The sequence below is a fragment of the Glutamicibacter arilaitensis genome (assembly GCF_044793945.1).
Classification (GTDB): Bacteria; Actinomycetota; Actinomycetes; order Actinomycetales; family Micrococcaceae; genus Glutamicibacter; species Glutamicibacter arilaitensis_B.
In genome coordinates, this window is sequence record NZ_CP084994.1 from 1614518 (window position 1) to 1636873 (window position 22356).

Genomic DNA, 22356 nt, shown 5'->3' on the forward strand with positions numbered 1-22356 from the left:
CCCTGAGCTTCGATTGCATCCGCAGAGCTCAAGATCCTCGGGGCTTGAGACATACTGCGGGTTTCGGGTGCAAGGTCCTGGACACGCGCATGGGGAATTGGCTTACAGGTCAGTACTGCAGGTAGGTCCAGCCGAAGGGCCGCGGACTGGAGTCAGAATATCGGCGTGCTATTGCGGGGCATTCTTGCCACGTCTAAAGGCAGATACCGTAGGTTCTCCTGGTAGCCAGAACCGCCAGGGAAATTCGGGACCACCTGCGATTCCTGCCACACCTACCCGCGGACCGACAGAGATGCGCGTCGGCACTTTCCGTGGTTCTTCCAGCTGGAAAGGCGCGGCGAAAAGGTCCTTTCCGTCGTGATCAATGCGGTTAATCCCCAACGCCTGTGCCACATTTCCTGGACCGCGGGCCAGCTGGGTATCTGCGAGTATCGAGCTGCTTTCTACTATTCGTGCCAGCCTGCGAGCCCGCGCAATCTCCGCGCCCTCGACAATTTCACCTGCACGAACCAGAACTCCTGAGGCAGCACCTTGTGGCGAACAGACGAAGTTGATCGCAAAGTGCATTCCGTAGCTGAAATACACGTAAGCATGCCCGGGATCTAAGAACATCGACGAGTTCCGCTCGGTGCGGCGATCCTTCGAGTGGCTGCCGGGATCATACGGGCCAGCACTGCCCAAGCCCATATAGGCTTCAACTTCGGTGATGCGAAGAGTCACCGTCCCCTCAGGGGAATCCACGGAGAATAAGGCTCCTAGCAACCTCGGGGCGACGTGCAAAGCATCCGGAGTAAGAAGATCTCGGTCCATCGTTCAAGTATGCCAAGGCTCGCTTAGAATTTGGTCGCCGCGCAGAAGACCCCCGTTTCCGGACACAAGTGATGCTCTGAAACTCACACCCGCGACTGAGTGGCAATAAAGAGCTCCTGACCGGTCCAACAATTTTTTGCACGCTGGTTGTCTTTGACGGCCGGGGACTTCTGCACGGTAATTTGATGCCGAACGCGCTTCCGCCGCGATCTTCTCCGGCTCGCCGAGCTATGAAACCAATATTGGCGCCTCGGCCACCGTTCCCCAGATCCAAGCAGTAAGCAACGAATGGCTCTAAGTACTGCGAAACGCAATTCGTCGGGTCGGCAGTTGCAACACGCAGCTGCCGGCTCGTTCAGCGTGCATATAAATATCCGGAAATCTGCCGGAAACACTTAGGAGAACTGAACGTCACGCCAACCCGTGAAATGTCACACCCCGGAAACGAAAGGTGGAGGCCCTCGAAATATCGGTGCCTAAGAATTAGTACTTGAAAGAACCTGATTCACTCACCGATACACCTAACACCTTTGAGGAGATGTGGACCCCATGGAGTTAGATACAGCCAGCCTATGGATATTGATCGCCGCAGCGCTCGTTCTTCTGATGACACCGGCACTAGGCCTGTTCTACGGCGGAATGACCCGCTCTACAGGCGTGGTGAATATGATGCTGATGAGCTTCTCGGCCGCCGCGCTCAGTGCGATCGTTTGGATTCTCTGGGGATATTCGCTTTCGGCCGGGGAACCGGCGATCGCCGGAATCATCGGCAATCCATTCAGCGACATCGCCATGCACAACACCGAACCCAGCGGACTGCTCGCCGCCGGGTTCTCCGGAACCTTCGCGCTGATCTCGGTGGCGATTATCTCCGGTGCCATCGCGGACCGCAGCCGTTTTGCACCTTGGCTGCTCTTCGTGCCGCTGTGGGTCTCGCTGGTCTATGCACCGGTTGCCTTCTGGATCTGGGGCGGCGGATTGCTCTCCGAAGAGGGCGTTCTGGGCCAGCTCTTCGGCGAAGCCATCGACTTCGCCGGCGGCGCAGTAGTCCACACCAACGCAGGTATCGCGGCACTTGTCCTCGCGCTGAAACTTGGACAGCGTCACAACTTCCATGATCGTCCCCAGCCGCACAACACCCCATTGGTGATGCTGGGAGCTGCACTGCTCTGGTTCGGCTGGTTCGGCTTCAACGCTGGAGCCGCTACCACCATCGAGGAAGCGGGCCTTATCTGGATCAACACCATGGGAGCTCCTGCGGCGGCGGTGCTCGGCTGGATTCTTGTTGAGAAGCTGCGTGGGCAGCGTCCGAGCTCGGTAGGCGTTGCCTCCGGACTGGTGGCAGGTCTAGTTGCAATTACTCCTGCCTGCGCCGATTTGGCCCCATGGGCTGCGCTGCTGCTTGGCCTGATTGCAGGTGCCGGTGCGGCTTGGGCCGTCAACCTGAAATGGAAGCTCGGCTACGATGATTCGCTGGATGTGGTTGGCGTTCACCTTGTTGCCGGAGTCATCGGCACCATGTACCTTGGCTTCTTTGCACTGCCCACCGAGGAGAGCGCAGGCGGGCTCTTCTACGGCGGAGGACTAGGCCAGTTGTTTGCACAATTCATGACGCTGCTTGTCGTCATTATCTTCTCGGCGGCAATGACCTGGGTCATCGCCACGATCATCGAGAAGATCACCCCGTGGCGTGTCTCGGCCGAAACCGAGATCGAAGGCATCGACGCAGCAGAGCACAACGAAAGCGGGTACCACTGGGCCAGCAAATAGCAATGAGGAAAATAAAGGGGTAGAACTCCGGGGCGACTCGGCAGTTCCGCAGGAAGCCTGCCAATGGTTCATGGGGCCAGCGGCAGGCTTCCTCTGCTTTTGCCGCAACCTGTCCGTGGCCTCCGGCCGGCCCGTCCTGGTAGGTGCGCAAGTGGCGCATCGCAGCCGGCACCAATCAAGGATTCTGCGTTCCGCTGCCGTCCACACCGAAATCCATATTCCGGCGTTCGTATTCGCGCTGGCTGAAGGTCGCTTGCTGGATCGATTCGACTTGGTCGAAACTCGACCCGATGGCCCCGCCCAAGGTTCCCAGCGACGCCGCCAGCCAGGCGAGGTTGACGTACTCGGCGAAGCCCACGGGATGCCTCAGCTGGTAGGCGAGGAAACCTTGGTCAATGACTACTATCGAGCCGAGCAAGAGCGCAATGAAGAGCAAAATGTACATTGCAGTTGCCGCCAACATCACGGTCAGCACCGTAGAGGTGTTGTACAGCACCAGGCGTTCGCGGTAGTGCTTGCCGCGTGGACGTTCCCAGAGCCTGTTGTGGAACAGCAGCCATAGCCCCAACAGCAGGATGCTGACAACGGTGATCAGCGCCAGGCGGAGGCTGCTGAGGTAGTCGGCCATGGACCAGATGCTGGTATAGAACACGCCGAAGGCACCGGTGGCCGCCGCCCCGGCGAGCGCCGAGGACAGCTGGGGGACCAGCCGCCAAGGTCTGTTGCTGCGCACCATGCCGGAGACCAGGAAAATCCGTCCACGCAGGCCCTTGAGGCTGACGTATCTTGTTGATGAGCGGCCGTCTTCGCTCGGCTCGTGCAGGCTACCGCTCACCGAAAAGGCACGGGCCGAAAGGGAAGTAGGCATCAGTGGTTTTCGACCGCCAGCCAATTCACGCAGGATGTCCACCAAGGCGGTGGTGAGGTTTTTCGGTCGGGCCATTCCAAGGCTCGGCACCACCAATGTTGCGGCGCCGAATGATTGACTGATGCTCCGGCTCACAGGCTGGCCCTGTCCGTACTGTGGTAAGTCGGTGAGGTAAATGATGTAGTCCCAGCCGAATTTCTTGCGCAGCGAGCCTACATGCTTGTTGAGCATCACCTGCCCAGATTCATCAAGGGGCAAAGTGAACGGGTCTACTTGCACAGACCAGCGGACCTGATTCTCGGCATTATCGTTTAATGCTTTTTCCAAACGTTGACGTACTTTGCCTGCCAATACTTGGGCGATCCCTGGGTCGGCGAGTAGACCTACGGTACGCAGACCTTGCTGTTGCTGTTGAATGATGCACCTCCGATGTGCGACGAGATTGTATTTGGCAGCTGTCGCCACTACGCCCACACTAGGAACTGCGCGGGCGAACGCCAAGAGCACCCAGTCTTCTCGAAGATATAAGACCAGGCCGGTTCCCGAGTGAGTTTTTGTGCCTTGATCCGCTTGATGCAAAGCGGAGGCCACTTAGCATGAGTGATTCTCGTACCGCTGCGGGTCTGGTTAGTCTTCGAGCCATGCACGCAGTACCGGAGCAAATGCTCCGGTACTGCGTGCATGGAATTTCAGTAGTTATGGCTTGCGGGTCAAAGTTCTGATGAACCAGGCTTGCTGCTCACACGCCTCAGCTCATTGACGCTTGTCTTCGGCCACGAATTTTGCGGCGACCGAATGGGCCTTGCCGGTCTACGCTATCCGTGATTGGTCGGAAACCTATTGGTTGTCGTACTGGTCATCACTTGAGGGATCCAAATCGGGATCAGCGCCGACCACAGGGTCTTCGTCGTATTGCACGGCTGAGGCGGCATCGGAGGGCTCTTCTTCTCCGACCCCTGGCTTTTCCGGGGATGCGGTCTGGTCCTTGAGTTTGTCGAATAGTTCTTTGGCTTTATCAACGAAGGACATGCTGTGGCCTTTCTTGGGTGGCAACGTGCGTACCAGCTGACTGCTAGATACTGCTGACACTTCCAGAGGCAGGTGGCTGGCACAAGGAAGGGTGCGTGCGTGTTCCCTGTGAATCCTCAAAGGCCGGAATTGCGGGGAACATTCTCCCGATCTGATAACTGAACCTGCGAACTAGCTGAAAATGTCGGCCGCCGCTGACCACGTTCCTTCAGATGAGATGCAGTCACGAGCCAGTGTGGCCGTGACATTGGTGCGTACCAGCAGGCTCCCGCCACGATCTGCGGCCTTCGCCGATGCCTAGAGCTGGCGACCGCGGCGTCTTCTGCACCCGCAACCGGTCAGCGGCGGAATACCTCAGCCTAGGACGGCGCTCGCCGGAGGGAGAAAGCTCCAGCGGCAAGGAACTGCGCGAGGAGCAGGTGGAAACTGCCAGTCGATGGGCGTGCCTTGACCGGAGGCTGGTAATCCGCTCAGTATTCGTGCGGGAGGCGAGATCAGTGCGTAGCCTCGAGGCAACAGGCAGACCTGCAATTGCCCGTCGGGGCAAGACCGAGCAAGGGAGGTAGACACATGGCTGAGCGGATCCTTCACCTTTCGTTGACCAAGGACCAACTCGCCGACTTGGTGAACGCTCTTGAAGACTATCGAGATGATTTCCGGATGACGGCCGAAGAATCCGAGCGAGGCTTCGGGCTGGACAGAGCTTATTGGAACACCCGTGTGGAGGAAGTCCAGCAACTCCTCGAGCTGGTGGCAACCTCAAGCAAACTCAATCGGCATTAGCAGTCCACTGGACTGCTAATGCCGATTGAGGAAAGTTCCCTGGCAGCCTACCGGTTAGCGCGACCCCGTGAACCGGGAAGGAACTGCGAGCGGTTGTATCGGTGCCGGGGCAACGAAGGCTGGAATGACGTGGGCCACTGCGCTATGTTTCCAGTACCTCACGCGGAAGGTCGACATCCCGCGCTGTTCGGCCCGCCTGAACAAATCGTCGATTCGAGAATCCGGGCCAGACTCTGCGACGAGCTCAAGCGCGGGCGACGGCTCGGAAACATGCAGCAGCCTCAAGGCATCCGTGCTCGTTTCGGTCATGGCTACCAGTACGGGGCCTTTATGCACCGAGACCAGCCCCATCACGTCATCCAACTTCTCCGAAGGTTGAGTCATGATGACAGGCATCCCCGATTTCCATCCAAATAACGCGAGATGCTTTCTTCCTTCTCTTGATCCCAGCAACTCTGCAACGCGTTGTGCCGTCTGGGACCTGACTAGCCGACCTGGCATTTGAACTACCCTCCACTTCTAGACGATACTTCTCAACTCAACTCAGTGACATCCGCAGTTGCCTGCTCGTTGCCGGCCCTCAGCTTCAGCAAGGCGTGAACCTGCAACGGCAAAACGGGAGTGTCGCTAGAAATTATCACTTTCGCCACTAATTTCAGAGTTATTCCCTGCATTCTCAGGAAATTTTCAGGTTTCATCGCCACTAATCAGTAGTTTTATTGGCGGGCAATCTTCGCGCCTTGGAGGCCCGGGATGCTTAATCAGCAAAGTGGGCGAGGGCCGAATCGAGAAGCGCCCTAGATCCTCCCGTGTGCCAGGCGGAACGCTGGCGTTGGGCGCCCGTTCCGTTGCGAAGCCACTTCTCTACGGCTTGTTCAATGAGCTCCTCATCATCGTTGGACCGTAGCGCCGAGGCTACATAGTCCAGCAATTGCCGAACGTGAATGGATGCCGCGGCATTAACTCCGGTGCATGGGTCCAGGAGATTACCCTGGAGTCCGGATCTGGCCGCCTGCCAAAGAGCGAGCTGGAGCAGCTCGGACGACCCCTGGCATTCGGGGGCGGGACGCTGGAGCACGGTATCCACCAGTGCCCGCATCAGCACCGCCAGCGCAACTGCTTCGGCGCTGGTCGTCTGGACGTCGCTAGATCGGATCTCAACCGTAGGGAATTTCTCGGAGAGTCTGGCGCTCCAGCCAATATGCCCGGCATCCGGCAGGGATTCGGAGCTCAAAAGTATTTCCTTGTGCTGCTGGTAGCTAGCCACGTCGTCGAAGTGAGGCGGTATCCCGTTGATTGACCATCGGCGGTACTGAATGGTGCGCCAGGAGCTGAAGCCAGTATCCTGGCCGCGCCAGAAGGGAGAATTGCTGCTCAGCGCGGTCAATACCGGCAACCACGGACGCAGGCCATTGAGCGCGCGGACTCCGGTTTCAAGGTCCGGCACTCCGATATGGATATGCATTCCGCTGATGTAGTGCTCATCTGCAAGTCCCGGCACCAGCTGTTGAACTTGGGCATATCTGCTGGCGTCGGTAATCTGCGCTGGATCTTCGGGCAGCGCGGGCGGCGTGCCGATGGCTGCAGGAAAGACGCCCAGCTCGCGGGCGCGGGTCAGCAATAGCTGGCGCGTTGCACGCAATGCATCCAGCGCCTGCCCGGCCTCTACGCACACCGCCGTGGCAATCTCGATTTGGGCGGCGAGGAACTCGGTTTGCACATTGCCCGGGTGCACCTGGGCATTAAGCCGGAGCAACTGCTCGGCTCGCTCGGAATCAAGCGGGGCGAGTTGGTAGGAGCGCGCATCAAAAAGGAAAAATTCCTCTTCGATGCCAAGGGTTCTCTTCACGAGGCAGCTCTATTCTCAAAAGGGCAGCTGCATGGGCAAATGCCGAGACGGAGTGATCCGGGCGTTCAGCTGTTTTCGAAGCCATTCAATTTGTGCGAACCATCGCAGTACGGCTTGATTGCCGACGCTCCGCATCTGCATAATGCGACGGTGCCGCGGGTGCGGGGAACAGGCTGTCCCTCGGCGTCGAGGATCTCGAAGTCCCCACGCACCAGCAGCGGTCCGCGCGGGCAGACGACGATGCTTGTTTCGCTTTTCGGTTCGTTCACTTGATTGCCTCCTGCGTGCGCAATGAGCTGTGTCCTTGGCTCCAGGCATCCAGTTGCCAGCGCCCCAGCAGGTCATCGATGAAGCACACCGCGTGCGCTCCGAAGAAAATCTCAGCTCCAATCCCGGGATCGGCTTCGATCAGCCCGCCGGCGAGGTCGCGCCCGGCAATCTGCTCATGCACCGCGTCGGCTTCCACATGTTCGTCGAAGTAATCGGTCACCGGGCTGCCGAAGCCAAGCCGGCGCAGCCCTCGGGCGTATCGCGAGCTCGGAATCGAGGAGGTCATCTCGTAGATGGCCAGATGCCCTGCAATGGCCCCGCGCATCCGGCGGTGCAGGCCGAACAACGACATCATATTAACCGAGGCCAGGGTGATTGCCGGAATGGCATCGATATATGCGCCGAACTCGGAATTTAGATCCAACCCGGCCATGGTCTTGGCGAATAGCTCGCTATGCATCGCCCCTGGCCGTCCGCTGCCGTATTCGTCGAATTGGATTTCCACCAAGGCGGATTTGCCGCGACCGCTCAGCCGCGGGATGGCCCAGGTATGGGGGTCGGCTTCCTTCAGCTGGTAGATGGATTTCTGGATCAAGAACTCCTGGACCTGCTCCACGCTGGCGTGGCGCGAAACGAATTCCGAGACCGAGGGGCCGGACGCAGAGTTCGCCAATTCGAAGAGCTTGGCGGCCACCTGCTCTGCGGTATCGGGGATGGGACCGATGTCGCCGACGGCCTCACGCAGCCGGGTTTCGAAGGCCGCTTCCAGCCTGGCCCGGAAAGCCAGCAAGCCCGGATGCCACTCCCAGTTATCGCTCACCGTCTCGAAACCGCCGTAGTGCAGTTCGTAGAGGGAGAACAGGCATAGCTGCAGGTCTTCGGCGTAGAGGATGTCGGTGGCGGCCAACGCCTCGGTGGCCGCGTCGTTCAAGCCCTGCAAATCATGCGAAGGATCGTTGCCCGCCAAGAGCTCCAGCAACAGCGAACTGGCGATACCGCGAGGCTGTGGAATTTTCATTTGGTCCTTCCTTACTTGCTAGGTGGGGTGCAGTAGAGAACAGCCTAGAGGAAAGGCGGATGATTAGTCCGGACCGCCTGCTGGCTCCCGGAATTCTCTCAGCTTCGGCCAAGATCCTTGAGCGCCCGGTGCGCGGCGTGCCAGCCGGCCATGCCGTGGACTCCGCCCCCGGGAGGCGTGGAGGAGGAGCATACATACAGCCCCGGCACCCCGAGGCTATAGGGGGAGAAGGAAGCGGTGGGGCGCAGGAACTGCTGCAGGCCGCTCAGGGACCCGCCGCCGATATCCCCGCCGATGAGATTGGGGTTCCAGGCTTCCAACCCGGCGGGGCTGGTTTCCACGCGGCGCAGGATCCGGTCCTTGAAGCCCGGGGCGAAGCGTTGGATCTGCGCGTCGATCAGGTCTCCTGCGTCACCGGCATAGCCCTGCGGCACGTGCGCATAGGACCAGATCACGTGCTGGCCGGCCGGTGCCCGGGAATCATCTGCCGAGGAAGGCTGGACCACCATCACGAAGGGGCGCTGCGGCATCCGCCCGGCGGCCACCTCGCGTTCGGCGCTGGCCAGTTCGGAAGCATCTCCCACCACGTGCACGGTCCCGGCGTTGGCCGTGCGCGGATCGCTCCACGGCACCGGACCGTCGAGCAGATAATCGACCTTGTACGCCGCCGTTCCATAACGCCAGCGGCTCAGCTGGTTGCGGTAGCGCGGGGATAGCCGTGAGCCGGCTACCGCCAGCAGCTGGCGCGGGGTGAGATCCAGCAAGTTCAGATCCGCAGGAGGCAGCTGAGCCAGGTCGGTGATTTCGGTGCCGGTATGGAGCTGCACGCCAAGGCCATCCAGCACGCGCAGCAGCGCATCGATGATGCTCCCGGTGCCGCCGCGCGCCACCGGCCAGCCCCAGGACTGGCCGAGCGCTCCGAAGAGCACCCCGAAACCCGAGCTGAACGGGTGCTCGAGCGGCAGCATGGAGTGCGCACTGGAACCGGCGAACAGCGCTTTGGCCTCGCGGGTGCGCAGCATCGCTGCGGTGAGCATTCGGGCCGGCGGCAGCGAGCGCACCCCGAAGCGTGCCATCAGCACCGGGTGCGGCGGAATACCCAGCAGCGGACTGGTGGCATTCTCCAAGATGTCCTGCGGCCGGCGCACCATGGGAGCATGGAGCAGCTGCCAGGCGCGCCGATCCCGGGGGAATTGCTCCGCGGTCTCATCGAGCCCCTGGTGCAGAAGCACCGAGTCGGCATCCTGCAGCGGATGGGCCAGCGGGTTGTCATGGAATTTCCACTCCAAGCCATGGCCGGCCAGGTTGAAGTGCGCGAAGGCCGGACTGCCGTAGGCGAAGGGGTGCGCCGCCGCACCCAGATCCACCACAATGCCTTCTCCAAGAGTGCTGCCCGAAGCCGCCGCTCCTCCCGCCTTCGGATTGCGCTCGAAAACCTGGACTTCGAAACCGTGTTCGGCCAGCACCGCCGCCGCGGTGAGCCCGTTGGGACCGGCGCCGACGATATTAGCCCTGCGCGTCATTTCCCGCCTCCAGAGCTGCCTTCCGTCTGCTCGGGCGCGAAGCGGTCCTGCCAGGTTTCATCACTGAGCATCACCAATTGGTTGATCTGGGACAGCGCACGCTGCTCCAGATCCTCCAGCAGGGCCCGGTCCAGCCGGGGTTCTTCATCAAGCATCAGTTGCAGTGTCTGCCACATGCGCAATTTTGCGTTGAGCAGTCCGGTGAGCACATCGAGCTGGACCTGCGCCGCGGAGATCTTGCGCTGTCTGAAGGGGTTGAACGGGTTGACCATACCGGCAAGTTTCGCCACCGGGGCGGCGGCCTGCGCCAGGGGTCCGCGCTTGAAACCTAACTGATCCATGAGCGCTTCCAGATCGCGTTGATCTTCTTCGACTTGCTTCCACAACGAGTTGAAACGCTCTTCGTGCGCGGTTCCGGCCCAAGTGTCCTTCGCGGCTTCAAAATGATTCAGTCCGGATTCGGACCCCAGCAGATGCTGGCTGAGGTAGCTGTGCAATTTATCCTGGTCGATCGAGTTGTGCGGCATCGCGGTGTTCCTCTGCATCTGAAGTGGAGCTCATGGTTATTAGCTAATTCGAACGATAGGCCGGTTGCCTCGCCTTGCCAATGCTCCGGGCGGATCACACGGGTTATTCCCATGCTTCAGGGGTTGTGTTTCCAGTATTGCGCCATCTGACGCTCAGCTGGTCCCGGGGAAGCTGGAGCGATAAATGAGTGGGTCTTCACGTGCTCATCCGGCGTCGGTGGGAGCTGCGCGGTGATCGATATCCGCGCTAATCTCATCGATTTCGTCCCGGGCGGCTGTCAACGCCTCGACCATCTCCCACAAGCGTGTGTGCTCGCTGCGTACCTGTCGAAGATCGGTTCCGCCGGTAGCGAGTTTGGAAAGATCAAAACTGACATTGGTGCGTGCGCCGGTGACCGCCGCACGCAACGCTCCCAGCGCAACGGCAACATCTGCAATCAGCGCCGGGTTCCCGTGCGCTGCTAGCCATTTCAAATCCGCAATAGCCGGTATGGCCAATTCGCCCAGGGCGGCGGAGGCCTTGGCCGCGCCGGTCGAGGCGTGAGCGATGGCCTCCTCCCGGTCCGGTCCAGGATCCTTGCGGAAAGCCGCCCCGAAAGCAGCCGAAGCCTCGGCGTCCTCATCGGCCAGACGGAGGGCTTCGCGTTTGAGATCCTTCGCCTTGGAATCCATCAGAGTCAGGATCTGCTGTTTACCCTTCTCCTCCGTTGAGGTGTATCCGCACACCATGGAAATCAGCGAGGCAGCTATGGCCAGCATGACTCCTGATCCAGCCCCGCCACCCAAAGCCCCGTTGGATTGCGCCAAGGCGCTGGTCCAGTCCAGAACAGAGGAATTCTGCGTCGTGGTGGATCCGGAACTATCCGCGGGTTGGGGCGGCTCTTGGCTATTCGTCATGTCCCTGGTCTTGGCTCATGGAGCCCTCTCCGGGTGGTGTTTCTCCCGGAGGAACTCCGCCGCCAGGTTCCAGACCGGTGATTCTCTGCTCTTCCGGGTCAGGGTTGGATGTCGCTCCGGCGTCCTTGGGTTCGTGTTCCGAGGACTTTGCAGGGTCGTTGCCGTTCATGGGTTCCGTCCTTTCTAGGGGGTGGTTTTGCCGCCGTTGACGTTCAATGTCTCGCCGACAACGTAGCTTGATTCGGCCGAGGCGAGGAACACGTAGGCTGGGGCCAGCTCTACCGGTTGCCCCGCGCGCCCCAGCGGAACGTTGTGCCCGAACTTAGGCAGCTTGTCCTTGGGCTGGCCATCAGAAACTTGCAGCGGTGTCCAAATGGGACCGGGAGCTACACCATTGACCCGAATGCCTCGCGGCGCCAACTGGACCGCCAGCCCCTTGGTGAAAGCATTGATTGCAGCCTTCGTCGACGCGTAATCCAACAGCGCGGGCGATGGGTCATAAGCCTGGACCGATGTGGTGTTGATAATGCTTGCTCCGTCTGGAAAGTGCTTCAACGCGGAGCGGGTGATGGTGAACATGGCCAAAATGTTCACCTGAAAAGTTTCCAGAACTTGCTCATCTGTGAGGTCTTCGAACCTCTGAATCGCGATTTGTTTCCCGGCATTGTTCACCAGAATGTCGAGTCCGCCTAGCTTTTGGGCTGCTTCGTCGGCCAGCGTATTGCGGTAATCCGCCTCCAGCAGATCACCTGGCAGCCCGATGCCGACCCGGCCCTCGGCCTCGATGAGTTCGAGGATCTTGCGGGCGTCCTCTTCTTCCGCTGGCAAATAGGCAATGGCCACATCTGCACCTTCGCGGGCGAAGGCAATCGCCACCGCAGCACCGATGCCGGAGTCACCTCCGGTGATCAGGGCCTTGCGGCCCTTCAACCGACCGGTTCCCACGTAGGAGGTTTCACCGTGATTTGCAGCTGGCTCAAGCTTGGCATCGAGTCCGGGTTCTGGCTGATCTTGCTTCGGCGGTGAGATCTTAGGATGGCGGGTTACCGGATTGTCCAGGGAAAGCTGAGCTTCGGTGCCATGTGAAGCGGATTCGGGGTTAGTCATCGAAGATCCTCCTACTCGGTGCGTTTTACTGCTCGGATCTTTCACGCTAGGACACCGGCGAACAGGTCTCAAGGCCCTCGCAAGACTCACGGGCAACGTTCGGGAAACGGGTTTTTTCAAGCCCGCTTTACGCGGAGCCAGTCGGACCAAGATGCTCGCGTACTGCCTGCTTGAGCCGCTGATCATTGAGCAAACTGAAATGGCCCATGGTTTCGAGTTTGATATTAGTGGCGCCTGCGAGCTCGCTACCGCCGGGAATATGTGGATCGAAGCGGCTGAAAATGGAAATGATCCGCGCATTCACGCTCAAGTTAGCCGCCAGTTTCAGTACCCCGACGTCATTGGGGGACAGGGCCCGCAAGCTGCGAATCGGTGCGTACCGGGCATAACCTGATCCGGAGAACGGGGTGCTGATCGCGATCATCTTATTGACCCGGTACCCCTGGGTCGAGGCCGCCATCAAGTATTTGCCAATGAGCCCGCCTTTGCTGTGCGCTACGAGCACCACCTCTTGCAAGTCCGCATCGGCCAGATACCTCGCGACGATTTCAGACATCGCCGGTACCGTGCCTCGGTTGTAGCCCAAGGTCGGAACCACATGCACCCGATATCCTGCCTGATGCAAATACCGGGCCAGTGGAGTCATGAACTGCCAGCTTTCCCAGATGCCCGGAATAAGGACAATGTGCTCCGCCTGCGCATCGGTGCTCGTGCGCAAGTGCTGTGCAAGCTTCGAGGGCAGTAGTGCACGCAACTGCCAAGCACCGGCGTACAAGTAGTCCAGCAGCCATGCGAAGGCCTGCTCGCCGTGCTGCAGCATGGATTTCACCTTTTACTCCTGCCGTGGTTGTCGGGGCGGAATCACAGTGAGCTGGCAACTGATGCCGATTGAGTCTCAGGCCAAACAAGCTTTGCGGGCGCATCTGGCATTTTTATTGTGGCACGCCCCCTGCCAAAGACTGCGAGGCAGGCCGGACTTCGCAAATTGCTTTTGAATCCAGGCGCCGCCGGCGGTGTTCTTCGAAGAATTTCAGGGCGTTGGTGTGGGAGCGGTTAGCCGACGCCTTGATTGTTGATATTCTTATAAGTCGAGTCCTGTGCGGTTTTTTGATGCGCACCATACGACCTATCGAAAGAAGTGCCCGGCACGTGTTTAATTCACTTTCCGATCGCCTGACAGCTACCTTCAAGAACCTGCGTGGCAAGGGTCGCCTCACCGAGGCGGACATTGACGGTACCGCCCGCGAGATCCGCCGCGCCCTGCTGGACGCCGACGTCGCAGTACCGGTGGTTCGCGCCTTCGTAGCCCAGGTGAAAGAACGCGCACTGGGCCTAGAGGTTTCCGAGTCGCTGAACCCGGGACAGCAGGTTGTGAAGATCGTCAACGAGGAACTCGTTGGCATCCTCGGTGGTGAAACCCGCCGCCTGAACCTGGCAAAGAACCCTCCGACGGTGATCATGCTCGCAGGTCTGCAGGGTGCAGGTAAGACCACGCTGGCAGGCAAGCTCGCGAAGCACCTGAAGTCCGAAGGCCACACTCCGCTGCTGGTGGCCTGCGACTTGCAGCGTCCCAACGCGGTCAAGCAGCTGCAGATCAACGGTGAACGCGCAGGCGTTCCTGTTTACGCCCCGCACCCGGGCGTCTCCTCAGAATTTGATACCGCCACCGGCGATCCGGTCGCCGTTGCTCGCGACGGTGTGGCCGAGGCGAAGGTCAAGCTGCACGACATCGTCATCGTCGATACCGCCGGCCGACTGGGCGTGGACACCGAGATGATGGCCCAAGCGGCGAACATCCGCGCGGCCATCAACCCGGACGAAGTGCTGTTCGTCATTGACGCGATGATCGGCCAGGACGCGGTCAACACCGCCCAGGCCTTCCATGAAGGCGTCAACTTCACCGGCGTCGTCCTGTCCAAGCTGGACGGCGACGCACGCGGTGGCGCAGCCCTATCGGTCGCCTCGATCACCGGCAAACCGGTGATGTTCGCTTCCACCGGCGAGAACCTGGACGACTTCGAAATCTTCCACCCGGACCGCATGGCTTCACGCATCCTGGACATGGGCGACGTGATGACGCTCATCGAACAGGCCGAGAAGAACTGGGACAAGGGCGAAGCCGAGCGGATGGCGAAGAAGTTCGCCGACCAGGAAGACTTCACCCTGGACGACTTCCTCGCCCAGATGGCCCAGATCAAGAAGATGGGCTCGATGAAGAAGATGCTGGGCATGATGCCCGGCTCGCAGATCTCCCGCCAGCAGCTCGAGCAGTTCGACGAGCGCCAGATCGACCGCGTGGAAGCCATCGTTCGCTCGATGACCAAGCACGAGCGCGTGGCTCCGAAGATCATCAACGGTTCGCGTCGCGCGCGTATCGCCAAGGGCTCCGGTGTCGCGGTGTCCGAGGTCAACCAGATGCTCGAACGCTTCACCGAAGCGCAGAAGATGATGAAGAAGATGGCAGCCGGCGGCGGTATTCCAGGAATGCCTGGTGCCGGTAAGGGCGCCGCTCGCAAGGCAAAAGCCAAGGGCAAGGCCAAGAAACAGCAGAAGTTCGGCAACCCTGCCAAGGCCGCGCAGGCTGAGCTGGAAGCCCAGACCAAGAAGGCCTCGGCACCTGCCGGTTCGGCGTTCGGCCAGGGCGCCCAGCAGGACTTCGATCCGTCGAGCCTGAACCTGCCAGCAGGTTTTGAGAAGTACTTGGGTAACAAGTAGTTCTTCAAGTTTGTGCAAGCTGCGCCTCGTGGACCTTTTGGTTCGCGGGGCGCAGTTTTCTATGTGCCGTGACAGCACCGGGCACTGCTTGGCATCCTACCTTTTGACGAACCAGACGCGTAAAATAAAAGTAGGGATCGTCAGGAAGACGAGTATGGCCATGGGTAAGAAGGGAAGGAAGCCAGCACGAGAAATCGCTGCTGACACACAACTCCGGACCGACAGTAACCTGCAGGTAGAGCCATTGACGCCGGAACGACTGCGGGCTCTGGAGGCCCAAGCTTCTTCCGGGGTCGCTGCGATGAAGGAACTAGTCGAGCTTGGTCGATCAAGCATGCCGATTGGCTCTCGGCTAGTGCACGGCGCGACGGGTAGTCTGAGCGTATCGCTGGAAAATATCGTAACCGAGATCCGCGATCAAATAGATCCACTGCTGGCGCCGCCTTCCGCTGTTCATCCATTGACTTCCATTGCCATGAACATGGAACAGAGCATCGCGGCGTTGGCGCCGGCCCTTGCCGAAATGGTGACGCCCGTGTCACCGCAGTTGGCTCGCAATTTGGCGGCGACAGAGAATGCCTGGCGGGAACTAGAAGCTGAATTCGGCCTATTCACCAGCCTTGAAGTATCCGCGCTCGTTGGTTCCAAGTCGCCGAACCGCAGCTACGCCTCTGAACAGCATTCCAAGGGGAAGCTGATCGCAGTTAGGCGTCCAGGAGGGTTGCGCTATCCGGGCTTCCAGTTCGACCGCGTAGAGCACATGATTCTGTCGGTTATTTCTGAGCTGATCGGTGTCGCTGATAGCGCCGGACGATCCGAGGCAAGCTTGGCGCTGTGGATGACTTCCCGCACAGGCTACCTTGATGGAAGTCGTCCAGTTGACCACCTTTCTTCCCAACCCGACAAAGTTGTGGAAGCGGCTCGGCAGTCCTTCGACATCCAATGGTGAGGTACGTCCCGGGACAACCGTTTGATCCGGAGGAGCGCATTCTGGAGTCCGGCACGCCGCTCTACCGCGTATTTAGCAACGCCAGAACGGGTGGCGTGACGCATTTCAACCCAGGTTTCGGGTCCGCCACCAGATTCGCTTTCTTCGGGGAACCCGCAGTCGCTGTCCTTTATGCAGCGCAGACTGAGGAAGCCGCAGTCTGCGAGACCATCCTGCATGAAGTTCCGCCAGGGCCCGGACGGGTCATGTACGACAATATTGCCGACAAAATCTGCGCCCCGTTGACGCCCACTCGGAATCTACGGCTCGTTTCGCTCATGGGCGACGGCCCGCGGAATCTCCAAACCGAAGCCAAGCTTGTTACCGGCACCTCGTCTTCGCAGTACGGCCGCACAGTTCGTTGGGCTGAAGCCGCACACAAGGCTGGATTCGAAGGCATGGTTTGGATGAGCAACCGGCGCAGTAGCGACCGGGATTACGTCTTTTTCGGCGACCGTGTCATCCCCGGAGACCTAACTGCTTTGGGCGATCGGGGCCGTATTTTTGCGGCCGGTCCAGACTTCGACTGGCTGGGTAATTACCTTGCCGGATTGGGCATCGACATCATGCTTCCATGAGTATCAGCGTCCAAGCTGAGCGACTTTGGAGCTCCACAAGTCACGTAGCCCGCAATTGCAGCATCGTTCCGTTTTGCGGGCGAGGATTTCTTTTCTCCACGCTGGCCTTTGGGCATCGCTTTGCCTAGTGCGTCTGGATAATTTCTACCGGAACCCATGTTCTTTTTCCTTGGTTTTCAGCCTGGATGCTCGTTTTAAGCGACAACGAGCTGTGGCCGCCCTTCACTCGATCTAGATCGAGTGAACGGCGGCCACCGCCCGCAATCCGGGCAGGCTACTTCGAACCGGCCAGCGACCGCATAGCTTTCTGCTGGCCGCGCGGAGCCCTTCTTGCGCCGGTGAATGAATCGGTGTCGTCACTGAGTTCACGTCCCTTGGTTTCGGGGAGCATGAAGATCGTGAAGGCCGAGATGGCCAAGAGCACGGTCATATAGATCAGGAACGCATGCGCACCGAATGTGGTGGAGAGCCAGGTCTGCAGATAGAGCGAGGTGCCGCCGAAGATCGAGGTGGCCACCGCCAGTGGTACCGCGACGCCTGCGGTGCGCACCCGGGTGGGGAAGAGCTCGCAGAATACTGCCGGTGCGATCGAGACGATCGCTGTCATGAACACGGCGCTTCCGGCCATGGCAAAGAACAAGTGCAGCGGGTCGCCGTCGATGAGGGTGGACAGCGGGAACGCCGTGATGATCAGGCCAATGTATCCGATGAGCATGACCGGACGGCGTCCTATTCGGTCCGAGAGCATGCCCCACAGTGGAAGCAACGCGATGAACCAGAGGTTCGCGCAGGTTCCGGCGAAGAGAATTGCTGTGGGATCGGCCTTCAGCACGCTGATCGAATACGAGGAAGCCGCCACCACCCAGTAGTAGTAGGCAACGGTCATGCCCACGGTCATCCCCACTACCTGGAGCACCGAACGGCGCATGATCCACATATCGCGAAGCACGCTTGGCTTCTTCTCGGCTGCGGAGGTCTTCGCGGCCGCGTCCTCCCGCTGCTCGGTGAACTGTTCGGTTTCGGGCATATTGCGACGCATCCACAGCGCGTAGAGACCGCCGAGGCCGGCGATGACAAATGGGATGCGCCAGCCCCAATCGTTCATCGACTCGGTGCTGAGCAGCGCCGACAAGATTCCGCCGAGCACCAGCCCGGCGGTGGCGCCGACGGTTCCCGAGGAGTAGATCAGCGATGACCACAGCCCGCGGCTCTTTGCCGGGGCGCGTTCGGAGAGGTACGAACCGACCGCAGGCTGTTCGCCTCCATAGGCCAATCCCTGCGTGAGCCGGGCGACGAGCAGCAGCACCGAAGCGAACACGCCAATGGTTGCGTAGTTCGGGCTCAGCCCGATGAGCAGCGCCCCGGCGGCGATCAGCCCGACGGTGATTGACATGGTGGTGCGCCGGCCGATGCGGTCGCTCAGCCGCCCGAAGACGAACCCGCCGATGGGGCGGCCGACGAATCCGACGGCGAACACCACCAGGGTGAACAGGAATGCGGACACCGGGTCATCTGCGTTGAAGAAGCTGGAGGCGAAGAACGGGGCGAAAGTGGCGTAAATCGACCAGTCGAACCATTCCAGCGCGTTGCCGAACCCGGAGCCTACCAGGGCGCGGCGGTTGTCTTCTATTGAGCTTTTCGTGGTCATCGAACGGCCTTTTCAAGTGATGGTGCGGGTATGGACAGATCCAAAGCGGTGGTCCCGCCGGCGAGTTCGGCCAGCCGGTCTGCAGCGAGCTGGGCATAGAGCGCCGCGCCGTCGGTGAGCACCGATTCGCTGAAGCGCACTTTCGCGCTGTGGTTATCGGCCGGTTCGCCCTGGCCTGCCACGGCATCTGGGGCGGAGAGCACGATAAATGATCCTGGCACTTCGGCCAGGACGCGGGAAAAGTCCTCCGAGCAGGATAGCGGATTCTTCAGCCTCGTGAAGCGCTGGGCACCAAAATGCTTCGCTATGGTCCGCGCGGTGAATTCGGTTTCCGCCGGATCGGTGATGGTGGCCGGGTATCCCGGTAGGACCTCGACTTCGACCTGTGCCCGGTGGCCCCCGGCGATTCCTGCTAGCAGCGGGCCGACCTCATTATGGAAGCGCTCGCGGGCGGCGGTTGACCACGAACGCACCGAGGCGTTGAAGCGCACCCGCTCGGGAATTGCGTTGGGGGCGTCCAGATCGCCGCCGGAGATTGCGCCGATGCCGATGACCACGGGGTCGAAGACGTCGAAGCGGCGCGTCGTAAAGCTTTGCAGCGCCAGCACCATCTCCGCGGCGAGCGGCACCGGGTCGATGGCCCGATAGGGGGCTGATGAATGCCCGCCGCGTCCGATCACCGTGACCTTGAGCGTATCGGCGGCCGACATGATCGTCTCGGCCCGCGTGGAAAAGGAGCCGAGCTGGCCGTGGCCGGTGAAAACGTGAAGCGCATAGGCCGCATCGGCGCGGCGTCCCGCGGCGTCCAGCACCCCTTCGGCGACCATCAGGGCCGCTCCGTCGTGGAGCTCTTCGCCGGGCTGGAACATGAACACCACATCCCCTGCCAGCTCATGGCGATGCGCTGCCAGTGTCCGGGCGGCGCCAACGAGCATCGAGGTGTGCAGGTCGTGGCCGCAAGCGTGCATGGCCCCGGGGATCTCGGAAGCGTATTCCAGGTCGTTTTCCTCCTGCACGGCCAGCGCGTCCATATCCGCCCGGAGCAGCACTACCGGGGCCTGCGAGTGCGGGCGGCCCGGTGCGCCTCCGCGCAGCACCGCGGTGATCGAGCTGAGCGCCTTCCCGCGGGTGATCTCCAATCCCAGTCCCTGCAGTTCGCGCAGCACCCGGCGTTGGGTGAGCGGCAGATCGAGGCCGACTTCGGGGTGGCGGTGAATGTCCCGACGAAGCTCTATGAGATCTTTCGCGAGGTCGGAGGCGAATGCGCGAGCGTCCATGCCTGGTCCTTCCATTGTCATTGAACGCGGCGGCTTAGGCTGGCGCGTATTGGTTGAGTAAGATACTAGGCTTGAGCCAAGTGAGGCAGGGCACAATGGGGGAATTCCTGCACGAATGGCCCGGCTCACCGACGATCATGTGCACAGGAGGTGCCTGGAATGACGATTACGTCACGTTCGGTCGACGAGCTCGACCGCCAGCTAGTGCACGCGATGCAGATAGCGCCCCGAATCACCTGGGCGGCCCTGGGGGAGATCATCGGAAGGTCACCGGCCGCGACGGCGCAGCGCTGGGAACGGCTGGAGTCCCAGGGGCTGGCGTGGCTGGTTGCCTACGAGTCCCTGGGCGCCCGCGCGGCCATGGCGTTTGCGACGGTGAGCTTGGACATGGCCCAGCGCGAATCGGCCATAGCCGAGCTGTGCGCCCATGAAAGCGTCATGGCGCTGAGCGAAGGAGCACGCGCTTCGCAGGTGCATCTGACCATTTCAGCCGATCGGTTGGAAGGACTTGTGGGCAGCGTGCTTGACCGGTTCGCGCATATCCCGGGCGTGCTCGATGTGCACGCGCGCTACGTGGCGCGGCTGCTTGCCGAAGGCGCCTCTTGGCGGCTGGATGCGCTGGACGCCGAGCAGCGCCAGCTCGCGCAGGCCAGCGCCAGCCGCAGCGGGCCGGGGGCGTGGCGGGAATCCTCGGGACCAGCCCTGGACGACGAGAAGAAGGCGCTGGCCGCGGCCTTGATCCGCGAGCCGCGCGCAAGCGTCGCGCATCTGGCCGAAACCCTGGGCCGGCACGAAGCGACGGTGCGCCGGCAGCTGAGCGCGCTGTTCGCGGCCGGAGCGGTGACCGTGCGCTGCGAGATGTCCTACGACGTCAGCGGCTGGCCTATCGAACGGTCCTGGTTCCTTCGTGTTCCGGGAGGCGATATCGGAGCGCTGACCGCGGTGGCGCGCGAATACCGGGGGCTGCGCCTGGTGGCGGTGACCGTGGGAGATGCGAATATCGTGATCACCGCGTTGAGCCGCACATTGGAGGAGTCGGCCGCATTCGAGGCGCGCCTGGTCGGTTCCGGGGCACGCGTTGATGTCGTTGAATCCATCCTCCACCTGCGCACGTGGAAGCGGATGCACCGGAATATGGGACGAGGCGGACGATCGGTGTGGTCTGAAGCCAGCGAAGTGAGCACTCCGGCTGCCGGGGAGACCAGGGCATCGAGCTGAAGCTCTAGGGCTCAGTGGATCTTGGAGCCAGTCTCTAAAGCCGGCGCCAGCGGGGAATCAACTGCGGGCTCAGCTTGGTCCTTGCGTGGGCAATTTTCGCATCAACTTTCCTCGCTGAGCGCGAGGAGGCCGAGGGCCGTTCCGGAGGGCTGGCGCAGGTCGACACCGGTGAGTTTCGCGAAGGAATCCAGGCGGTTGATGACCGTATTGCGATGGCAGTACTCGCGTTCTGCGGTCATCGACAGGCTGCCGGTGCTCAGGTAGATCCGGGCCGTTTGCAAAAGCCGCTCGCGATCGGCCTCCGGGACCCTTTCCAGGAGCCGGAATACCATGCTTCTCGGGTCGCAGCCCACCAGCGCCATGCGGTGATGCGCAATGGTTCGCCAGCGGTCCAGCGGGGTGTGCGCGCCGGCCATCCCCAGGGGCAGGTCCGCGAGCACCTCGCGGGCTATGCCGGCCGCCGCGCGAAGCTCGCTGATGCCGCGGGCAATCGGCGCGACGGCGCACGGCACCACCGAAACGGCCGAGGATTCCTCGGAGGACAGCTGCTGCCAGGCCGGAGCGTTCGTCTCCCAGAAAATCAAGGCCTCGTGGGCGAGCTCCAAGCCAAAGATTCGCCCGGTGACCCGGGGCTCCAAGCGCCGCAGGGCACGCGGCAGGTCCGCGCGGTTGGTGGCAACGACCCTGAAGTTGGCATGCTCCTCGATGCGCAGCGTTCCCGCGATGCGTGCCAGATCCGCTTGGCCTGGGGTCGATTCCCCGAAGAGAAGCGCCAGATTCCGCAGCTGGGTTTCACGATCGAGCAGGTCCTTGGCGCGCAGAGCTTCGGAATAATGCGTGTGCACCTGGGCGGTGTAGATTTCCACCGCTTCCCAGACGCGCTGGCCATGGGCAACCTGAATATCCGCGGGCAGTCCGTATTTAGGATTGCTCAATGCCGACCAGATGATGTTGAAATCCAGCCGGATCGCTGCGACCAGATTCTCCAATGGAATGCCGTCGGTGGCCCGTCGTGCTCCCAGCTCCGAGGCAAGGCGCTTGAGCTGTCCGTGATTGGCTACCGGATCCCTGAGGAACTGGATCAGCGCCACAAAAACCTCTCGGTCCACAGCTCGCAGTTCCGCGAGTGATATCGAAGATTGCCCGTAGGCCGGATCCGGGGCCAGGATCCGGATGAACTCATCCACGAGCGAGTCCACGTCAACAAGTAATTCATCGAGCACGCCCGCCCATGTTTGTTCGGCCATTATTGCCGCCTCCGCATAATCCCTATGGTTCACCTAACTGTGAAGATGCACAGTTATCAGGATGACCATAGCACTTTTCATCCATTGTGCCCTTGAATGTCAGGCACTAAATTTGATGAAAGTGAGCCACATCAAGTTGTGCGTATATCCATAGTTAGGCTTCGCAGGTCCTGCTGGATACGGGCGCGAGAAGTGCCCGAGCTCCGCGATACAACCTCCACGGGTAGGCGAACA

At 61.0% G+C, this 22356-nt stretch carries 22 protein-coding genes; 6 read left to right on the forward strand and 16 right to left on the reverse strand.

Annotated elements, in window-relative coordinates:
• Positions 1–168: 168 nt before the first annotated feature.
• Entirely contained in the window at positions 169–810 is a 642-nt protein-coding gene (locus LG294_RS07355) for a DNA-3-methyladenine glycosylase (protein ID WP_404290953.1), read from the reverse strand.
• A gap of 549 nt (positions 811–1359) precedes the next feature.
• Between LG294_RS07355 and LG294_RS07360 the strand changes: the two genes are divergently transcribed.
• Positions 1360–2580 (forward strand): ammonium transporter, encoded by a 1221-nt coding sequence (locus LG294_RS07360; protein WP_404290955.1) that lies wholly within the window; start codon positions 1360–1362, stop codon positions 2578–2580.
• Between the two features lie 175 nt (positions 2581–2755).
• Here the strand turns inward: LG294_RS07360 and LG294_RS07365 are convergent, their stop codons facing one another.
• A complete protein-coding gene (locus LG294_RS07365; RefSeq protein WP_404290957.1) occupies positions 2756–4039 on the reverse strand; it encodes a hypothetical protein in 1284 nt (427 codons plus the stop codon).
• A gap of 246 nt (positions 4040–4285) precedes the next feature.
• Positions 4286–4477, reverse strand: a complete 192-nt coding sequence (locus LG294_RS07370) for a hypothetical protein (RefSeq protein WP_404290959.1) — start codon at positions 4475–4477, stop codon at positions 4286–4288.
• Positions 4478–5047: 570 nt separating this feature from the next.
• On the opposite strand from LG294_RS07370, the gene LG294_RS07375 reads away from it, so the two are divergent.
• Positions 5048–5260, forward strand: coding sequence for a hypothetical protein (locus LG294_RS07375; protein WP_404290961.1), 213 nt, complete (start codon positions 5048–5050; stop codon positions 5258–5260).
• A gap of 54 nt (positions 5261–5314) precedes the next feature.
• Here LG294_RS07375 and LG294_RS07380 read toward each other — a convergent pair whose 3' ends face one another.
• From LG294_RS07380 to LG294_RS07425, 10 genes are all read right to left on the reverse strand, one after another.
• Complete coding sequence (locus LG294_RS07380) at positions 5315–5644, reverse strand: hypothetical protein (RefSeq protein WP_404290963.1); 330 nt, start codon at positions 5642–5644, stop codon at positions 5315–5317.
• Between the two features lie 373 nt (positions 5645–6017).
• Positions 6018–7109, reverse strand: coding sequence for a YbdK family carboxylate-amine ligase (locus tag LG294_RS07385; RefSeq protein WP_404290965.1), 1092 nt, complete (start codon positions 7107–7109; stop codon positions 6018–6020).
• 65 nt (positions 7110–7174) lie between these two features.
• Positions 7175–7378 (reverse strand): CDGSH iron-sulfur domain-containing protein, encoded by a 204-nt coding sequence (locus tag LG294_RS07390; protein WP_404290967.1) that lies wholly within the window; start codon positions 7376–7378, stop codon positions 7175–7177.
• Entirely contained in the window at positions 7375–8397 is a 1023-nt protein-coding gene (locus LG294_RS07395) for an iron-containing redox enzyme family protein (RefSeq protein ID WP_404290969.1), read from the reverse strand. The genes LG294_RS07390 and LG294_RS07395 overlap by 4 nt, the downstream gene beginning before the upstream one ends.
• Positions 8398–8495: 98 nt before the next feature.
• The gene (locus tag LG294_RS07400; protein WP_404290971.1) at positions 8496–9920 is read right to left on the reverse strand and encodes a phytoene desaturase family protein; all 1425 of its coding nucleotides are present in this window, start codon (positions 9918–9920) and stop codon (positions 8496–8498) included.
• Complete coding sequence (locus LG294_RS07405) at positions 9917–10447, reverse strand: hypothetical protein (RefSeq protein WP_404290973.1); 531 nt, start codon at positions 10445–10447, stop codon at positions 9917–9919. The genes LG294_RS07400 and LG294_RS07405 overlap by 4 nt, the downstream gene beginning before the upstream one ends.
• Positions 10448–10651: 204 nt before the next feature.
• Entirely contained in the window at positions 10652–11344 is a 693-nt protein-coding gene (locus LG294_RS07410) for a cyclodeaminase/cyclohydrolase family protein (protein WP_404290976.1), read from the reverse strand.
• Positions 11334–11513 (reverse strand): DUF6480 family protein, encoded by a 180-nt coding sequence (locus LG294_RS07415; RefSeq protein ID WP_404290978.1) that lies wholly within the window; start codon positions 11511–11513, stop codon positions 11334–11336. The genes LG294_RS07410 and LG294_RS07415 overlap by 11 nt, the downstream gene beginning before the upstream one ends.
• A gap of 14 nt (positions 11514–11527) precedes the next feature.
• Positions 11528–12451, reverse strand: coding sequence for an SDR family oxidoreductase (locus LG294_RS07420; RefSeq protein WP_404290980.1), 924 nt, complete (start codon positions 12449–12451; stop codon positions 11528–11530).
• A gap of 127 nt (positions 12452–12578) precedes the next feature.
• Positions 12579–13271 (reverse strand): esterase/lipase family protein, encoded by a 693-nt coding sequence (locus tag LG294_RS07425; RefSeq protein WP_404290982.1) that lies wholly within the window; start codon positions 13269–13271, stop codon positions 12579–12581.
• Between the two features lie 329 nt (positions 13272–13600).
• Between LG294_RS07425 and ffh the strand changes: the two genes are divergently transcribed.
• The 3 genes from ffh (at position 13601) to LG294_RS07440 (ending at position 16732) form a co-directional block, all read left to right on the forward strand.
• Entirely contained in the window at positions 13601–15166 is a 1566-nt protein-coding gene (gene ffh / locus LG294_RS07430; RefSeq protein ID WP_404290984.1) for a signal recognition particle protein, read from the forward strand.
• 154 nt (positions 15167–15320) lie between these two features.
• A complete protein-coding gene (locus tag LG294_RS07435; RefSeq protein WP_404290985.1) occupies positions 15321–16115 on the forward strand; it encodes a hypothetical protein in 795 nt (264 codons plus the stop codon).
• A gap of 95 nt (positions 16116–16210) precedes the next feature.
• Positions 16211–16732, forward strand: a complete 522-nt coding sequence (locus LG294_RS07440; protein ID WP_404290987.1) for an RES family NAD+ phosphorylase — start codon at positions 16211–16213, stop codon at positions 16730–16732.
• Positions 16733–17006: 274 nt separating this feature from the next.
• Here LG294_RS07440 and LG294_RS07445 read toward each other — a convergent pair whose 3' ends face one another.
• Positions 17007–18380, reverse strand: coding sequence for an MFS transporter (locus LG294_RS07445; RefSeq protein WP_404290988.1), 1374 nt, complete (start codon positions 18378–18380; stop codon positions 17007–17009).
• Positions 18377–19657: a M20 family metallopeptidase gene (locus tag LG294_RS07450; RefSeq protein WP_404290990.1), complete on the reverse strand. Its 1281-nt coding sequence runs from the start codon at positions 19655–19657 to the stop codon at positions 18377–18379. The genes LG294_RS07445 and LG294_RS07450 overlap by 4 nt, the downstream gene beginning before the upstream one ends.
• Positions 19658–19816: 159 nt before the next feature.
• Between LG294_RS07450 and LG294_RS07455 the strand changes: the two genes are divergently transcribed.
• Positions 19817–20875, forward strand: coding sequence for an Lrp/AsnC family transcriptional regulator (locus tag LG294_RS07455; protein ID WP_404290992.1), 1059 nt, complete (start codon positions 19817–19819; stop codon positions 20873–20875).
• 101 nt (positions 20876–20976) lie between these two features.
• On the opposite strand, the gene LG294_RS07460 is transcribed toward LG294_RS07455, so the two are convergent.
• Positions 20977–22122, reverse strand: a complete 1146-nt coding sequence (locus tag LG294_RS07460; protein WP_404290994.1) for a helix-turn-helix domain-containing protein — start codon at positions 22120–22122, stop codon at positions 20977–20979.
• Positions 22123–22356 lie beyond the last annotated feature (234 nt).

What these genes read in the sequence shown, in the direction of transcription:
- LG294_RS07395 (WP_404290969.1), bottom strand. Translation starts at nt 8,397, where the DNA reads ATGAAAATTCCACAGCCTCGCGGTATCGCCAGTTCGCTGTTGCTGGAG.
- LG294_RS07450 (WP_404290990.1), bottom strand. Translation starts at nt 19,657, where the DNA reads ATGGACGCTCGCGCATTCGCCTCCGACCTCGCGAAAGATCTCATAGAG.
- LG294_RS07370 (WP_404290959.1), bottom strand. Translation starts at nt 4,477, where the DNA reads ATGTCCTTCGTTGATAAAGCCAAAGAACTATTCGACAAACTCAAGGAC.
- LG294_RS07435 (WP_404290985.1), top strand. Translation starts at nt 15,321, where the DNA reads ATGGCCATGGGTAAGAAGGGAAGGAAGCCAGCACGAGAAATCGCTGCT.
- LG294_RS07400 (WP_404290971.1), bottom strand. Translation starts at nt 9,920, where the DNA reads ATGACGCGCAGGGCTAATATCGTCGGCGCCGGTCCCAACGGGCTCACC.
- LG294_RS07460 (WP_404290994.1), bottom strand. Translation starts at nt 22,122, where the DNA reads ATGGCCGAACAAACATGGGCGGGCGTGCTCGATGAATTACTTGTTGAC.
- LG294_RS07455 (WP_404290992.1), top strand. Translation starts at nt 19,817, where the DNA reads ATGACGATTACGTCACGTTCGGTCGACGAGCTCGACCGCCAGCTAGTG.
- LG294_RS07360 (WP_404290955.1), top strand. Translation starts at nt 1,360, where the DNA reads ATGGAGTTAGATACAGCCAGCCTATGGATATTGATCGCCGCAGCGCTC.
- LG294_RS07410 (WP_404290976.1), bottom strand. Translation starts at nt 11,344, where the DNA reads ATGACGAATAGCCAAGAGCCGCCCCAACCCGCGGATAGTTCCGGATCC.
- LG294_RS07355 (WP_404290953.1), bottom strand. Translation starts at nt 810, where the DNA reads ATGGACCGAGATCTTCTTACTCCGGATGCTTTGCACGTCGCCCCGAGG.
- LG294_RS07445 (WP_404290988.1), bottom strand. Translation starts at nt 18,380, where the DNA reads ATGACCACGAAAAGCTCAATAGAAGACAACCGCCGCGCCCTGGTAGGC.
- LG294_RS07380 (WP_404290963.1), bottom strand. Translation starts at nt 5,644, where the DNA reads ATGACTCAACCTTCGGAGAAGTTGGATGACGTGATGGGGCTGGTCTCG.
- LG294_RS07420 (WP_404290980.1), bottom strand. Translation starts at nt 12,451, where the DNA reads ATGACTAACCCCGAATCCGCTTCACATGGCACCGAAGCTCAGCTTTCC.
- LG294_RS07415 (WP_404290978.1), bottom strand. Translation starts at nt 11,513, where the DNA reads ATGAACGGCAACGACCCTGCAAAGTCCTCGGAACACGAACCCAAGGAC.
- LG294_RS07425 (WP_404290982.1), bottom strand. Translation starts at nt 13,271, where the DNA reads ATGCTGCAGCACGGCGAGCAGGCCTTCGCATGGCTGCTGGACTACTTG.
- LG294_RS07375 (WP_404290961.1), top strand. Translation starts at nt 5,048, where the DNA reads ATGGCTGAGCGGATCCTTCACCTTTCGTTGACCAAGGACCAACTCGCC.
- LG294_RS07405 (WP_404290973.1), bottom strand. Translation starts at nt 10,447, where the DNA reads ATGCCGCACAACTCGATCGACCAGGATAAATTGCACAGCTACCTCAGC.